The sequence below is a fragment of the Mesorhizobium sp. AR07 genome, assembly GCF_024746815.1.
In the GTDB taxonomy this organism is placed as follows: domain Bacteria; phylum Pseudomonadota; class Alphaproteobacteria; order Rhizobiales; family Rhizobiaceae; genus Mesorhizobium.
The window spans coordinates 1,862,145-1,875,327 of the sequence record NZ_CP080525.1 but is presented as its reverse complement, the minus strand read 5'-3'; the positions used below and the strand labels follow the sequence as shown (position 1 = coordinate 1,875,327).

The window sequence follows — 13,183 nt, the reverse complement described above, 5'->3', positions numbered from 1 at the left end:
CAGGGCGGAGAGCCAAGGCAGGTCCGCGTTGGCCTCCTCACATCTGGTCGTTGTAGGGCTCCTTTATCTGGCCGACCATGCGGGCCAGCTTTGAAAAGGAGGGCATGTCCGCCTCCGGCTGGCACTGATTGGCGAGTTCCAGCAGCCGTATTGGAAAGCTGACGGCGTCACGGCTTGACGCGGACATGCCTTCGGATCGCTCCTGGCTGGTTTCGCCGGCCTCGGCCTTGCGCAAGGCCAGGTCTATTTCCTCTGATGTCAGCAGCCCCTTTTGAACCAAGAGGTGGTTGATCGATGCGACGGCCATCAGCAGGCCTTCGAGTTGCAGATTGGCGACATTCATGGCGATTGCTCCCTTGGCTATGGTCGAAAACGCGCGAGCGGCGTTTCCGCTCCGACCGCTCGTCCTTGACTATCGCGGCCGCAGCCGGTTGGCGAGCAGCGTCAGCGGCCAGATCAAGAGATAGGCGAGCGACGCGTAGGTCGGCCGCACGAAGGCGAGGGCTATGCTGGCCAGGGCGCTGAGGCCGATGATCAGGGCCGGCCGCCAGCCGACCTCGTGGCCTTCGGCCTTGCCGTCGAGAAACAGCGCCGGAAGGGCCTTCAGGTGCAGGTCGCGCAGCACGGCCACCAGCTGGATGGCGACGATGTTGACGGCATAGACGATGTGCGACTGCAGGAGTTCGTCATGCTCGCCGATCAGCGTCGTGGTGAACGGCACGACGCTGGTCACCAGCAGCCACAACACGACCAGCCGGAACAGCCGCCCGTCGATATGCCCGACATTGCGGAAGTCGCTGACATGGCGCTGCCAGCACAGCGCCAGGATCAGGAAGCTGACCACCCAGGAGACGATCTTCGGGCGCAGCTCGCCGAGCGCGCCGAACAGGTTGCCATGGATGTCGTCCGGCAGCCTGAGCCCGAACACGAGCAGCGTCATGGTGATGGCAAGAATGCCGTCGACCAGCGCATCCAGGCGATTGCGGGGGAGGTAGGATGGTTTTGGCATTTTTTGATCCCCTCGCGATGCATGGTTTCCAAAACTAGCCCATTCAGCGATGCCGGTCACTTGTTCTGCTCGGTGCCGAAGAAGGGCGGACTAGGAATTTTTTCTCAGAAAATCGTTGACCGGGTGAGGGCAGCCATGCTACATATTTGCCCATGGTGCTGATTTGCGCCAATGACCCGCCGCCGAGGCGGGTTTTGTGTTTGTGGCGTACGATTAGACATGCTGGCGGGACAGCGCCCCCCTCTGTCCTGCCGGGCATCTCCCCCTCCAGGGGGGAGATCAGATGTCACCTCGGCTTTCGCCAATCGCTTACGCTGCAAGAAATAGCGAAGCGTCGAAGCTGCCAATCTCCCCACAAGTGGGGGAGATGTCCGGCAGGACAGAGGGGGGCGCGACGGAACGCCATCCTTCGGCTTCCCGACTAACCATCCGCGAGAATCCCCATGGTTCGCTACGCCACCATCATCACCGACGATGACGGCCGCGAGGTCGTCAGTGCCATTGGCGAATTCGAGGGTTCCGCGCCGCACGTGCGTCTCGGCCGTGTCGAGCAGGTCCCGCCCGGCGTGACTATCGGCATGGTGCGGGGCGGTCCGGTCGATGCGGTCGGCGGTTTCGGTTTTGCCCCGGGCTCCCAGGGCGCTGGCGACGGAGCCGTCGACGAGGCACGGCTGATGAGCCGGCTGCGCCTTGCCGGCCGGTCCGGCGCGGCGAGCTGCGAAGCGGCAAAACTGCCGGCGCAACAGACGCAGAGGCCGGCCCGGCAAAGCCGGCGCGGGCGGCCAGGAAGCCGGGCAAGCGCGCCGCGCGATCGAAATCGAGGACAGGAAAATCCGCCCGTTCGAAATCCAGGACGGCGAAAGCCAGGGCGGCGAAATCCGCGGCAAAGACAACGGAGGCCGGGCATGGCTGACAAGCCGCCGGCCAGGCCCGCGCGCCGGGCGCCAAAGAGCCGGACCACGACACCCGCCGCCGCCAAGCGCCAGCCGAAGCGCACGAAGAAGACGCTGGGCGATGATTTCCTGGCTGCCGTGCGCGCCGATTTCCGCGCCCATGGCGCCGGGGTCATCGCCGAGGTGCGTGCCGACAAGCCGGACCAGTATCTGAAGATCGTGCTTTCGGTGCTGCCCAGGGATTTGCATGTTGCCATCAACCATCTGGACGGGCTGAGCGATGACGAGATCCGCAGCCGCATCCGCAGCCTCGAAGCCGTCCTCAAGCCGTTCCTCGAAGACCTCGGCGGCGAAGACGGAGTATCTGGCGCTGCTGGCGGAACTGGACCGCAGGCGCCGTACTAACCAGCTCGCCGCCTACCGGCCCTACGCCAGGCAAGCGGAATTCCATGCCGCGGGCGCGCAAAACCGCGAGCGGCTGTTCATGGCCGGCAACCAGCTCGGCAAGACAAGGGCCGGCGGGGCGGAATGGGCGATGCACCTGACCGGGCGCTACCCGCCGTGGTGGCAAGGCAAGGTTTTTGACTCAGCGGTGCGGCTGTGGGCCGCCGGTGTCACCGGCGAGGGCACGCGCGACAATCCGCAGCGCGTGCTGGTCGGCCCGCCGCAACAGCCGGCGGCCTGGGGCACCGGCATGATCCCGGCCGACGCACTTTTGCAGACCACCATGGGCCGCGGCGCGCCCGGCGCGCTCGACAGTGTCGTGGTGCGCTGGGGTGGCGGTGGCGATCTGCAGACCGATGAATCGGTGCTGTCGTTCAAGAGTTTCGAGAAGGGCCGCGAGAAATGGCAGGGCGAGACACTGCATGGCGTCTGGTTCGACGAGGAACCGCCGCTCGACATCTATTCCGAAGGCCTGACCCGCACCAACGCCACCGGCGGCATCACCATCGTCACCTTCACGCCGCTGCTCGGCATGTCGGATGTGGTGCTGTTGTTTCTGTCAGCGGGAGAGGTGGAGGGACTGGCGAAGGGGTGAGAAGCTCGCGCAGGACTGCCCTTCTCCCCTTGTGGGAGAAGGTGGCCGAGCGAAGCTCGGTCGGATGAGGGGTGGTCCAGCTTGGCGGCGACTGCGCTCCGGCCAACACCCCTCAACCGTCTCGGCGCTGCGCGCCGATCCACCTTCTCCCACAGGGGGAGAAGGTAAAACCGCGCGGCGCCTGGCGCGAAAAGAAACGCCTTAACAATATCATACACCCTTCGCCTCGCACAGTGATTCAGGAATTCGCCATGGCGCGTCATGTCACGTTCATGACCATCGACGATGCTGAGCACTATTCGCCCGGGGAACGCGCGGCGATCGTCGCCGCCTATCCGGGGCATGAGCGCGAGGCCCGGGCGCGGGGCATTCCGGTGCTGGGGTCCGGCCGCATTTTTCCGGTGGCCGAGGCGCTGATTGCCTGCGAGCCGTTCCGGCTGCCGCGCTACTGGCCGCGCATCGGCGCGCTCGATTTCGGCTGGGACCATCCCTCGGCCGCGGTCGAGCTTGCGTGGGATACGGAGGCCGATGTCGTCTATGTCACCAAGGCGGCCCGCGCCTCGCAGCAGACGCCGGCGATGCAGACGCTGACCTTGAAACCGTGGGGCGAATGGCTGCCCTGGGCGTGGCCGCGCGACGGCCGCCGCGAAACGCTGGAAGGGGCGGGCGTCGCGCTTGCCCGGCAATATGCGGCACACGGGCTGAACATGCTGCCGCGCCACGCGCAATTCCCGGACGGTTCCGTCTCGGTCGAGGCCGGGCTGATGGAGATGCTCGACCGCATGCAATCCGGTCGCTTCAAGGTGTTTTCGACGCTGTCGCCGTGGTTCGAGGAATTCAGGCTTTTCCGCCGCTTCTACTGGGACGCAGTGCTTGGCGCCGAATTGCCGGATGGTGTCGACCATGCGATGTTCGATTTCGCGGTGAACAGCGGACCTGGCCGAGCTGCGAAGTACCTGCAGGCGGTTGTCGGCGTTTCTCAGGACGGGCGCGTAGGCCCAGCCACCATCGCGGCGACGAAAGCCAAGCCGGCCGGCGTCGTGGTCGACGTGCTCTGCGACAACCGTCTGGCTTTCCTGAAGCGCCTTCCGACCTGGGCGACGTTCGGCAAGGGCTGGCAGAGTCGCGTGGCATCTGTCCGCTCGGCAGCACTTATGATGACGGCGCAGCCCCAAGCAGCCCCGCCAGCACCCGTTCAGCCTATCCCGGCCCCGCAGTCGTCGGCACCGGCTCCCGTATCGCCGGCGCCGCAGCCTCAGTTGCGGACCGACGAGCCAAAGCCGGCAGGCGTTGGCAAGTCGGCCGCTGCTGCCGGCCTCTTCGTCCTCGCTGCTGCTGCTGTCGCCAACTGGTGGCACGAGCTGTCGGCCTGGGTTCACAGCTTCTTCTGAAAGGGAACGCACATGTGGAACAAGATACGCACTTGGTTCAAGGATTCCGAGACCATCGCATGGGCTCGGCTTCAGATGCTTGGCGGCGCGGTGCTGGCAGTGATCGCCGCCACGGACCCTAGCCTGTTCAATCAACACATCCCCGAGCGGTGGTTGCCGTTCTATGTCCTTGGCGCCGGCGTCATCACGGAAATCGCCCGCCGCATTCGCGCAAAGGACATGTGAGATGAGCGCCGCGTCGCTTCTTGTGCAGTTTTGGCCGTATCTTTTCGCGGCCGGCGCCGCGCTCACCGCGCTCTGGAAAGCCTATGCCATGGGCAAGGCCACAAATCAGGCGAAGCATGACGCGGCCGACGCCGCGGCGCGCACCGAAGGTCGGAAGATCGATGATGCCGTCGCCGGCCGGGCGCCGGATGACAACCGGGGGAGGCTGGGCACATGGTCAAGGTCCTAACGCTTTTGACAATCGTCGCTGTCACCGGCTGCACCGCGGCCGGTGGTTCCTTCTGCGCAATCGAACATCCGATCAGGCCGACAGAGGCGGAAGTCACCATGCTTTCCGACGCGTCTGTCGCGTCGATCCTGGCTCACAACGAAAAGGGCCAGACGCTTTGTGGATGGAGGCCGTGATGCATGATCTGTTCGACCTGCTCGGCATCAAGGGACCGGTCGTCGCCGCTGGCCTTGCCGGCGGTGTCCTGCGGGCGCTGTCACGGCACCGCTACAAGCTGCGCGAAATGGTGGCCTCACCGATCTGTGGCGCGCTTGCGGCGGCTTATCTGACGCCGCCGGTCGTGTCCTATTTCAAGGCGACTGGCCTGCCGATGCCAGACCCCGCCGACGACACCACCACGCTGGCGGCGGCGTTCCTGATCGGCGTCTGCGCGATGTGGATCTCGGACGTCCTGTTCGAGTTTGTCGTGCGCAGGTTCAAGTCGGCCCCGGAAGAGTGAACCCGCCAGCGGCAATCAACCTCCGCCGCTCGTTGACCCTGCTGGGTTGATCCCTGGCCACTCCAAGCTCTGCCCGCTCCGGTTCGCCGGGGCGGGCTATTTTGCGTTTCCAGCCCGATCACGCCAGGATGTTGACGGCGCGCGCCGCGACCAGCGCGATGGTCAGCAGCGAGATCATTGCCTCGGCCATCATCAGCAGCTTGGCCCGTTGGGAAAGCGGCAAGGTATCGGTGGGCGAAAAGGCCGTCGCATTGGTGAAGGCGAGGAAGAAATAGTCGACGAAGCCCGGCAGCCAATTGCGAAGGTCACGGTCTTTCAGCGTCATCTGCGCAAACAGGAAATCGGCCTGCGCGAGCTTGACGAGGCCGCAGGTTGGCGGGCCTCCGCGGTCGGTGCTCCAGAACCACAGGGCGAAGACGATGACGTTGGTCACCCAGATGTTGAGCGCGTCGACCAACAGTGTCGTGCCGCTGTTGCCGGCATGACCCTCCACCAAGGCTCGCACCAGCAAGACCAGGGAGCCGCAATTCATGATGCTGATGATGGCGGTCATGGTCAGGGCCGTTCTGCGGATCATGACCCGAAACTGGCCAATCGAATGCCACTCGTGATCCTCGACCGCCTTTCTGGTGGCGGCCTGTGTCCAGGCCGTGGCCACCGACAACGGCAGCAGCAGGGCCGCTTCCAGCGCCGGCGCCAGCCAGCGCGGTCCGAATGAGAGATTGTTGATGACGAGAAGCTGCAGGCAGATGATGACGAGGACGGCCGCACGCGCCATCCAGAAGTCGAGCGCACGGTAGTGAATGACGGCATGCTGATGGCGCATTTCAAATCCTGGCTGCTTGTTGGGGGCCGGGGACCCGGTCACGCGCGAACGACGCTTGCCGCGATCACGCGCAATGCACCATGCCTGGAATGTTCGAGGTGCTGCGGGGTAAGGACTTCCATTGCCGTTCTGCTTTGCATATGAGAGGAGGGCAGCGTCGGGCCGCGAAAGTCCACCTCAATCTTGGTTTTGCAATGGTCTCTCAAGTATACATTTTCGTAAGTTTTGAATTCGGGACTGTTCGGAAAACCGTCCGTTGTGACTTATCCGCCGCATGACGCGAATCGATGAACCGATGACCAACTGGCTGCCGGTCGACAGGTCTGTTCCAGGCGACTGGCGCCAGTCGTCGACCTGGCCGCGCCTGATCCGTTATCCGGAAGTTGTTCTGGCACTTTTGTGCCTGACGCAGATCCTCTGCTGGACCGTGGCGCCGGCGCTTGTCGACGTCTCACCGCCCAACGATGTCGCAGAGGGCTTCATGTGGGGCCGCGAATGGGTGCTGTTGACCTACAAGCATCCGCAGCTTCCCGGATGGCTGCTCGAGATCAGCCATCTTCTGACCGGATCGTTCCGCTGGCCGCAATATCTGCTCGCCCAGCTTGTCGTTTCAGCAACCTTCATCTTCGTCTACCTGCTGGCTCGCGACATGCTCGGGAGAACCCGCGCGCTGGCCGCCGTGCTTTTGATGCCGTCGCTCTATTTCTTCGGCTGGCCGACGCCGCAGTTCAATCATGACTACGCGCAGATGCCTTTCTGGGCCGCCATCTGCTGGCTGCTGTGGCGTGCGAGCCGCGACAGCGGGGCCAAATGGTGGCTTTTGCTGGGGCTGGTGTCGGGCGTCGGGCTCTATGCGAAGTTCTCGACCGGCCTACTGTTGCTGTTCGGCGCCATCTGGCTGTTGTCCGATGCACGGGCACGCAGTCGGCTCGCGACGCCTTGGCCATGGCTCGGGCTAGCGGTTTTTCTTGCCGTCGCCGCGCCGCTGGCCGTCGAACTCTACCGCATCGATTTCCTGCCGCTGACCTACGCCGCCGGGCGTGATCAGTGGGTGCTGGCCAATCGCGCCCGCCTCTATTATATCGGCGTCCAGATGGCTGGCCTCTGCGGCTTTCTTCTGGTGCTGGCGATATCGGGGCTGTTGCGGCGCTCGCCCGCACCCGAAGAGCCCATCGAGCGCCGTAAGCTTGCCTATGTCGTGTGGATGGGGCTTGGCCCGGCGGTTCTCGTCATGGTGGCATCTCTGTTCACCGGCACTGGCGAGTCGTGGGGCGCGCCGATGTATAATCTTGTTGGCGTGGTGGCGATCGCGTTGCTCGGCCATCGGCTTGGCGCCATCGAGATGCGAAAGCTGGCGATCTGCGCGTTCATCTGCATTATCGGCATATCCGGCGCCTATGCGGGCATACGCTGGACGACCTGCAATTTGCGTGGGCGCATGGACGCCGTCTGCTGGCCGGCGCAGAAGATCTCCGATGAGGCAGAGGCCGTCTGGCACGCGGCCGCGCCCGGTCGGCTCGACATCGTCGGCGGCGACACCCGTATGGCGTTGCTGGCGGGCCTCAGTGCTTATGACAAGCCGTCGATCTTCACCGATCTAAACATGCGGTTCGCCCCCTGGATCACCAGCCAGCGGCTGCGCGACCATGGCATGCTGCTGGTCTGGCCTGGGCGCGACGTGCCACCTTATCTGCCGGCGGCGTGGTTGGACGGCATCCCGGTCAAGACCGTTCTTTTCGACTGGTCGCTTAGGGCGCCGCCGATAGCGATCAGCTTTGCCGCCATTCCGCCAGGCGCGCGGCAGTTGCCGAGTGTGATCGACAGCCTCGCCCAGCCGGGCAACTGAAGCAGGCCGGCCGATACGCTGGACGAAGCAAGAGACAATGCCCATTTATGAGAGATCCAACTTGCTTTTGCGCAATTCCCGGATGGAAAACCGCTACACTTTTCCTGGAATTGCATTTGAGGAGACGTGATATGGCGACTTCGACCGAACGCGCAGTCCTTGCCGGCGGCTGCTTTTGGGGCATGCAGGATTTGATCCGGCGCTATCCCGGCGTCATCTCCACCCGCGTCGGCTACAGTGGCGGCGACGTGCCCAACGCCACGTACCGCAACCATGGCAGCCATGCCGAAGCCATCGAGATCAATTTCGATCCGGCCGTGATCAGCTATCGCACGCTGCTGGAGCGCTTTTTCCAGATCCACGACCCGACGACCCGCAACCGCCAGGGTAACGATGTCGGGATGAACTACCGCTCGGCGATCTACTACACCAGTGACCAACAGAAGCGCATTGCCGAAGACACCATCGCCGATGTCGACGCCTCCGGTCTGTGGCCGGGCAAGGTCGTCACCGAACTCGCACCGGTCGGCGACTTCTGGGAAGCCGAGCCTGAGCACCAGGACTATCTCGAGAAATACCCCAACGGCTACACCTGCCACTTCGTCAGGCCCGGCTGGAAGCTGCCGGTTCGCGAGAAGGCGGTTTCGTAGGGTCCACAGCTTTCGGTTCCAGCACGTATCGCCGCTCGACGAGGTTGCCGAGCGGCGTCATTGCATTCCAAACTTTTCTTTGCACGGCCGGACTGGCGCCACCTGACGGTCCGGTTTCACCGGCCTCATAAAGAAAGCCGCGGGGCATTCGCTCCGTGGCTTTCTTTATGACTGGCGATGCTTACTGGACGGGCGGTTTTCATCCGCGTTCGAATTCATGCTGGCTGCGGGGGCCAACCCTGGCGCAATGCTTTTGGCGAAGCGCGTTGAAAAAATGGCTTTCCCAATTGCTCGAATGGTGCTTTAACCCGCCCATCCACAGGGGTGCTCCGTACGGTCGGGGCTGAGACGGGGGCGGCAAGCTCACAGACCCTAGAAGCTGATCTGGGTAATACCAGCGGAGCGAGGCGGGCGATGTTTTCAGGCGCACAGATTTCCCTATATCCCATGACCGACGATTTCGTTGGCGTCATCCTTGGCGCGCTGGGCGCGCTCGGTCCCTACCGCGACAGGCTCAGGATCGAGACCGACGACATCTCGACCCTACTGATCGGGCCGCCAGAGGTGCTGTTCCCAGCCATGCGCGACCTGTTCGTGGCGGCGGCACGCAGTGGCAAACACTGCGTGCTGTCGGCCACCATCTCGCGCGGATGCCCGGGTGAGCCGGATGACCCGATCTGCCGCTCCGATGCGCTTGGTGGACCTGTGGGGCCACTCGCCCCGCGCAAGGACGCGGCAATCGCGGCGGTGCGCGGCGCGGCTTCGACAAGCCAGCCGGCGGCGGCGCAGTTCTCGCTCTATGTGATGGGCACCGACGACCACATGGACGAGATCTATGGCTGCATCGATTTTCTCAAGCAGTCGGGCGTCTATGAACGCTCCAAACATTTCTGCACGAAACTGCGCGGCGATGTCGGCGCAATCTTTTGTGCGCTGAACGAGGCCTTCTGCCGCTTCGGGCCGGGTGCCGGCCACGTAACCCTCGACGTCACGGTCTCGGCCAACAGCCCGTCGGCTGTCTGAGCCCGCAGCGCTTCCGCGCGCCCGCCGCCAAGGTTATTCCCGTGGTCTCATCACCAATCGCTTCGCGCCCGCTCTCGGGTTTCATCGCCAAAGCAGTGCCCGCCGTCACCTCGGTCGGTTTGCTCCTCGTGGCGTGGGAGCTTTACGCCACCTGTTCCGGCATCAAGCCGACAACGCTGCCGGCGCCGTCGCGCGTCTTCGCGCAGGCGATGCTCAATCGCGAGGCGCTGGTCGACAACGCCATTCCCACCATCCGCGCCACGCTTTTCGGCTTTGCCTGTTCGCTCAGCGCGGCCTTTGCGCTGTCGATGCTGGTCGACTTCTTCCAGCCGCTGCGGCGCGCGCTGTTTCCCGTCTTCATCGTCAGCCAGACCTTGCCGCTGGTGGCGATTGCGCCGCTGGTGGTGCTGTGGTTCGGCTTCGGATTGGCGCCCAAGATCATGCTGGTGGCGCTGGTCACCTTCTTTCCGATGCTGGTGGCCTTGGTCGAGGGCTACGAGTCGACGGAGGCCGAGATCGGCCAGATGCTGCGCGCCATGGGGGCGGGACGCTGGCGCGTTTTCGTGTTGGCGCGGCTGCCTTCGGCGCTGCCCTATTTCTTCGCTGGCCTGAGGATATCAATCACCTATGCCGTGGTCGGCGCCATTTTCGCCGAATATGCGGGTGCGGCGAACGGGCTGGGCATCTACATGCTCAACGCCAAGAACAATTTCCGCCCCGATCTGGTGCTGGCCGCCGTCGGCGTCAGCGCCGCACTGACGCTAATCCTGTTTGGGCTGACGGTGCTGCTGCAGCGTCTTGCCATGCCCTGGGAGCGGGCCGGCAGGCAAGCCACCGGGAAGGGGCCGCAGCGATGAGCCGGCTCGAACTGCGGCATGTGCGCAAAGCGTTCGGCGGACTCGACGTGCTCGCCGACATTTCGCTCAGCGTCGGCGCTGGTGAATTCGTCTCCATCCTCGGCCCATCGGGCGCCGGCAAATCGACGCTGTTCCAACTGCTGACCGGCGCGCAGCATGGCGAGGGCGAGATGTTGTTCGACGGCGCGCCGCTCGACGACCACGGCAAGCACTTCGCCTTCATGCCGCAGCGCGATGCGCTGATGCCTTGGCGGCGGATCCTCGACAACACGACGCTCGGGCTCGAAGTGCAAGGCATCAGGCGCGAGGCCGCGCGGGCGCGCGTCGCGCCGTTGTTCGCCGAATTCGGGCTTACCGGCTTCGAGCGGCATTTTCCCTCGCAGCTTTCGGGCGGTATGCGCCAGCGCGCGGCGCTTTTGCGCACCGTGGTGCAGGAGCGCGACATGCTGCTGCTCGACGAGCCGTTCGGCGCGCTCGACGCTCTGACCCGCACCGCCATGCAGCGCTGGCTCGAGCAGATGTGGCGGCACCACCGTTGGACGGCGCTCCTGATCACCCACGATGTGCGCGAAGCCGTTTTCCTGTCCGACCGCATCTATGTGCTGTCGGCGCGCCCTGCCCACATCGTCCGCGAAATCAAGGTGCCGCTGCCACGGCCGCGCAGCCTTGGCGACGGCGCCGCGCTGCAGGCAAGCGCGATCGAGGCCGAGATACTCGACATCCTGCTCAACCCGCACCCCACCCAAAGGACACGACCATGATTGACTTGACGCGCCGGCAGGCCATGCTGCTGACTCTTGCCTCCGGCCTTCCGCTGGTTGCCGGAGCGGGCCGGGCCCAAGCGCAACCGGCGGCGCAAAAGGTCTCCGTCGCACTCGACTGGACAGTCAACTCCAACCATATCGGCCTGTTCGTCGCCCGCGACAAAGGGTTTTATCGCGAGGTCGGGCTCGACGTCGACATCCTGCCCTACAGCGATACCGGTGCCGGCACACTCGTCGCCAACCGCGTCGCCGATTTCGGCATCAACGGGACGATCAGCCTGTTCACCCAGAAAACCGCCGGCGCAGACTTGAAGGGCGTCTATGCCGTGGTGCAATCTGAAACCGGCCGGCTGGTGTTCAACGCGGCGCGTAGCGAGATCAAAAGCCCGAGGGAACTCGACGGCCTGACCTATGGCGGCTTCGGCAGCGCCTGGGAAAATGCGCTGATCGGCACCATCATCCGCCACGATGGCGGCAAGGGCAATTTCGAGACGGTGACGCTCGGCACGTCAGCCTATGAGGCGCTGGCCAACGGCTCCGTCGACTTCACGCTGGAGGTCTCGACCTGGGAGGGCGTTGAAGCAGCGTTGAAAGGCGTCAAGCAGCGAAGTTTCGTCTATGCCGACTATGGCGTGCCTGATGAGCACACGACGCTGATCTCTTCGAGCGAAGCCTATCTCCAGGCAAACCCTAAACCTGCGGCGGCCTTCGTCCAGGCGACGCGGCGCGGCTACCAGTTCGCCGTCGATCATCCCGATGAGGCGGCAGCCCTCTTGATTGCCGCAAACAAGGATGCCTTGACCAGTCCGGCGCTGATCGAGGCCTCGTTGAAGGCATTGATCGATGGGCACTTCCTGCGCGGCCAAAACGGCGCTGTCGGTGTGATGGACGTCGCCAAGATGGAGGCGATCGGAACCTATCTGGTCGCCGCTGGCATCTTGCGGGACGGCGATGGCAAGCCGATTGCCCGACAGCCGGATTTCAAGAGCTATTTCAGCAATGACTATCTGGGGCAGGAATGAAATCGGCCCTCGCTCGCCGGTGCGAAAACCCGGGCGACTTCGTTGAAGCCCGCTTGTCGGCTCTTTGATCGAATACGACCCCGACGGGAAAACCGGGGCCGTTTCCAGATTAGGCCTAGTTTCGGGCGATCTCATAGAGAAGGGCGGCTTTTACGTGCCGCCCCGGTTCGCCTTGCAGCGACAAAGCGGCCGCGTAGAGTTTCACCACGGCCGGACAAAGGCCCTCGAATTCCCGGTTGATATTCGCAATCGCATCCATCTCGGCCGGAGTGCCGCCAACGTTCATGAAAGCGTCGGCCAGCAGCGACCAGTCTTCATCGCTGGCGGCAGCGGCCGGCAGACCGCCATTCTTCGCTGCGCCGAAGGCGTGGAACAGGGTGGCGCCGATCTTGTCCATGTCGGTCAAGAAATCCTGGTCTAGCGTGCTGAGCGCGCCCGGCCCTTCGCGAAGATAGCTGTTGCAGGTTGCTGCGGTTTCCCGCGCCATGACATGGTTGAGCATGGCCAATTGTGCACGCAGCGCCTCGGCGGCTTTGCTGTCCGGGGCCGAAGACAGCAGGGATGCGTATCTTTGCCTGAGATCGGAGACAGCCAACCTGCTCGTGTTTCGCACTTGCTCGACGTTTCCAAGTCTGACCACGGCTGTGATCTTTTCCACGACGGCGACATAGTCGCCCGGAAACTCCTGCTTGATTGCCATGAATATCTGGCTTCCCTGACTCTGAATCTGTTCGCTCACCTGAGCTGTAGTCAGCGTCTGTGGATCGGGCGAGCCTGCTACCGTCTGGTAGATATATTTACCACCCGCAAAGCCGAGCGCCCAAGGCAATACCTTTACAGCAAATAAGGACAAAGCGGCGACCGCCGCTACGCCCAAACCTTTCCAACGCGACATCCGCCGGCCCTCCCG

General features: G+C 64.0%; 17 protein-coding genes, 1 pseudogene and 1 riboswitch. Of the genes and pseudogenes, 14 read left to right on the top strand and 4 right to left on the bottom strand.

Translation table 11 applies throughout. The annotated features are described in order from the left end of the window. Positions 1–37: 37 nt before the first annotated feature. Together BPNPMPFG_RS09500 and BPNPMPFG_RS09495 are read right to left on the bottom strand one after the other, a co-directional pair. Positions 38–343, bottom strand: a complete 306-nt coding sequence (locus tag BPNPMPFG_RS09500) for a hypothetical protein (RefSeq protein ID WP_258594958.1) — start codon at positions 341–343, stop codon at positions 38–40. 69 nt (positions 344–412) lie between these two features. After that, entirely contained in the window at positions 413–1,009 is a 597-nt protein-coding gene (locus BPNPMPFG_RS09495; RefSeq protein WP_258594957.1) for a TMEM175 family protein, read from the bottom strand. A 443-nt stretch (positions 1,010–1,452) separates the two neighbouring features. Here BPNPMPFG_RS09495 and BPNPMPFG_RS09490 point away from each other — a divergent pair, with 443 nt between their 5' ends. From BPNPMPFG_RS09490 to BPNPMPFG_RS09460, 8 genes and pseudogenes are all read left to right on the top strand, one after another. Further along, a complete protein-coding gene (locus BPNPMPFG_RS09490; protein WP_258594955.1) occupies positions 1,453–2,307 on the top strand; it encodes a hypothetical protein in 855 nt (284 codons plus the stop codon). Continuing rightward, positions 2,267–2,941: a terminase large subunit domain-containing protein gene (locus BPNPMPFG_RS09485; protein ID WP_258596688.1), complete on the top strand. Its 675-nt coding sequence runs from the start codon at positions 2,267–2,269 to the stop codon at positions 2,939–2,941. Before BPNPMPFG_RS09490 ends, BPNPMPFG_RS09485 begins: the two co-directional genes overlap by 41 nt. A gap of 263 nt (positions 2,942–3,204) precedes the next feature. Then, positions 3,205–3,795, top strand: a pseudogene (locus tag BPNPMPFG_RS43120) (phage terminase large subunit family protein); the annotation flags it as partial. A 15-nt stretch (positions 3,796–3,810) separates the two neighbouring features. Then, the gene (locus BPNPMPFG_RS43115) at positions 3,811–4,332 is read left to right on the top strand and encodes a lysozyme family protein (protein WP_413776866.1); all 522 of its coding nucleotides are present in this window, start codon (positions 3,811–3,813) and stop codon (positions 4,330–4,332) included. A gap of 12 nt (positions 4,333–4,344) precedes the next feature. After that, positions 4,345–4,557 carry a hypothetical protein gene (locus BPNPMPFG_RS09475; protein WP_258594954.1) on the top strand — a complete coding sequence of 71 codons (213 nt, stop codon included), beginning with the start codon at positions 4,345–4,347 and terminating at the stop codon, positions 4,555–4,557. 1 nt (position 4,558) lies between these two features. Then, a complete protein-coding gene (locus tag BPNPMPFG_RS09470) occupies positions 4,559–4,786 on the top strand; it encodes a hypothetical protein (RefSeq protein ID WP_258594952.1) in 228 nt (75 codons plus the stop codon). Further along, positions 4,771–4,962, top strand: coding sequence for a hypothetical protein (locus tag BPNPMPFG_RS09465; RefSeq protein ID WP_258594951.1), 192 nt, complete (start codon positions 4,771–4,773; stop codon positions 4,960–4,962). Before BPNPMPFG_RS09470 ends, BPNPMPFG_RS09465 begins: the two co-directional genes overlap by 16 nt. Continuing rightward, the gene (locus BPNPMPFG_RS09460) at positions 4,962–5,285 is read left to right on the top strand and encodes a hypothetical protein (RefSeq protein ID WP_258594949.1); all 324 of its coding nucleotides are present in this window, start codon (positions 4,962–4,964) and stop codon (positions 5,283–5,285) included. Before BPNPMPFG_RS09465 ends, BPNPMPFG_RS09460 begins: the two co-directional genes overlap by 1 nt. Positions 5,286–5,403: 118 nt before the next feature. Here BPNPMPFG_RS09460 and BPNPMPFG_RS09455 read toward each other — a convergent pair whose 3' ends face one another. Continuing rightward, entirely contained in the window at positions 5,404–6,111 is a 708-nt protein-coding gene (locus tag BPNPMPFG_RS09455; RefSeq protein ID WP_258594948.1) for a hypothetical protein, read from the bottom strand. A gap of 295 nt (positions 6,112–6,406) precedes the next feature. On the opposite strand from BPNPMPFG_RS09455, the gene BPNPMPFG_RS09450 reads away from it, so the two are divergent. The 6 genes from BPNPMPFG_RS09450 to BPNPMPFG_RS09425 all read left to right on the top strand — a co-directional run bounded on the left by BPNPMPFG_RS09450 (position 6,407) and on the right by BPNPMPFG_RS09425 (position 12,273). After that, positions 6,407–7,957: a glycosyltransferase family 39 protein gene (locus tag BPNPMPFG_RS09450; protein WP_258594947.1), complete on the top strand. Its 1,551-nt coding sequence runs from the start codon at positions 6,407–6,409 to the stop codon at positions 7,955–7,957. A 131-nt stretch (positions 7,958–8,088) separates the two neighbouring features. Further along, entirely contained in the window at positions 8,089–8,607 is a 519-nt protein-coding gene (gene msrA / locus BPNPMPFG_RS09445) for a peptide-methionine (S)-S-oxide reductase MsrA (RefSeq protein WP_258594945.1), read from the top strand. Positions 8,608–8,917: 310 nt separating this feature from the next. Next, positions 8,918–9,031: riboswitch (TPP riboswitch) on the top strand. Then, the gene (locus BPNPMPFG_RS09440) at positions 9,022–9,630 is read left to right on the top strand and encodes a Ykof family thiamine-binding protein (protein ID WP_258594944.1); all 609 of its coding nucleotides are present in this window, start codon (positions 9,022–9,024) and stop codon (positions 9,628–9,630) included. Its footprint overlaps the riboswitch before it by 10 nt. A 35-nt stretch (positions 9,631–9,665) precedes the next feature. Next, positions 9,666–10,487, top strand: a complete 822-nt coding sequence (locus tag BPNPMPFG_RS09435; protein WP_413776865.1) for an ABC transporter permease — start codon at positions 9,666–9,668, stop codon at positions 10,485–10,487. Next, positions 10,484–11,248 carry an ABC transporter ATP-binding protein gene (locus BPNPMPFG_RS09430; RefSeq protein ID WP_258594939.1) on the top strand — a complete coding sequence of 255 codons (765 nt, stop codon included), beginning with the start codon at positions 10,484–10,486 and terminating at the stop codon, positions 11,246–11,248. Before BPNPMPFG_RS09435 ends, BPNPMPFG_RS09430 begins: the two co-directional genes overlap by 4 nt. Continuing rightward, positions 11,245–12,273, top strand: a complete 1,029-nt coding sequence (locus BPNPMPFG_RS09425; protein ID WP_258594937.1) for an ABC transporter substrate-binding protein — start codon at positions 11,245–11,247, stop codon at positions 12,271–12,273. Before BPNPMPFG_RS09430 ends, BPNPMPFG_RS09425 begins: the two co-directional genes overlap by 4 nt. A gap of 115 nt (positions 12,274–12,388) precedes the next feature. Here the strand turns inward: BPNPMPFG_RS09425 and BPNPMPFG_RS09420 are convergent, their stop codons facing one another. Beyond that, positions 12,389–13,168 (bottom strand): hypothetical protein, encoded by a 780-nt coding sequence (locus BPNPMPFG_RS09420; protein WP_258594935.1) that lies wholly within the window; start codon positions 13,166–13,168, stop codon positions 12,389–12,391. Positions 13,169–13,183: the final 15 nt, after the last annotated feature.

Coding starts and splice junctions, on each gene's coding strand:
- BPNPMPFG_RS09500 (WP_258594958.1), bottom strand. CDS start 343: ATGAATGTCGCCAATCTGCAACTCGAAGGCCTGCTGATGGCCGTCGCA.
- BPNPMPFG_RS09495 (WP_258594957.1), bottom strand. CDS start 1,009: ATGCCAAAACCATCCTACCTCCCCCGCAATCGCCTGGATGCGCTGGTC.
- BPNPMPFG_RS09490 (WP_258594955.1), top strand. CDS start 1,453: ATGGTTCGCTACGCCACCATCATCACCGACGATGACGGCCGCGAGGTC.
- BPNPMPFG_RS09475 (WP_258594954.1), top strand. CDS start 4,345: ATGTGGAACAAGATACGCACTTGGTTCAAGGATTCCGAGACCATCGCA.
- BPNPMPFG_RS09470 (WP_258594952.1), top strand. CDS start 4,559: ATGAGCGCCGCGTCGCTTCTTGTGCAGTTTTGGCCGTATCTTTTCGCG.
- BPNPMPFG_RS09465 (WP_258594951.1), top strand. CDS start 4,771: ATGGTCAAGGTCCTAACGCTTTTGACAATCGTCGCTGTCACCGGCTGC.
- BPNPMPFG_RS09460 (WP_258594949.1), top strand. CDS start 4,962: ATGCATGATCTGTTCGACCTGCTCGGCATCAAGGGACCGGTCGTCGCC.
- BPNPMPFG_RS09455 (WP_258594948.1), bottom strand. CDS start 6,111: ATGCGCCATCAGCATGCCGTCATTCACTACCGTGCGCTCGACTTCTGG.
- BPNPMPFG_RS09450 (WP_258594947.1), top strand. CDS start 6,407: ATGACCAACTGGCTGCCGGTCGACAGGTCTGTTCCAGGCGACTGGCGC.
- msrA (WP_258594945.1), top strand. CDS start 8,089: ATGGCGACTTCGACCGAACGCGCAGTCCTTGCCGGCGGCTGCTTTTGG.
- BPNPMPFG_RS09440 (WP_258594944.1), top strand. CDS start 9,022: ATGTTTTCAGGCGCACAGATTTCCCTATATCCCATGACCGACGATTTC.
- BPNPMPFG_RS09430 (WP_258594939.1), top strand. CDS start 10,484: ATGAGCCGGCTCGAACTGCGGCATGTGCGCAAAGCGTTCGGCGGACTC.
- BPNPMPFG_RS09425 (WP_258594937.1), top strand. CDS start 11,245: ATGATTGACTTGACGCGCCGGCAGGCCATGCTGCTGACTCTTGCCTCC.
- BPNPMPFG_RS09420 (WP_258594935.1), bottom strand. CDS start 13,168: ATGTCGCGTTGGAAAGGTTTGGGCGTAGCGGCGGTCGCCGCTTTGTCC.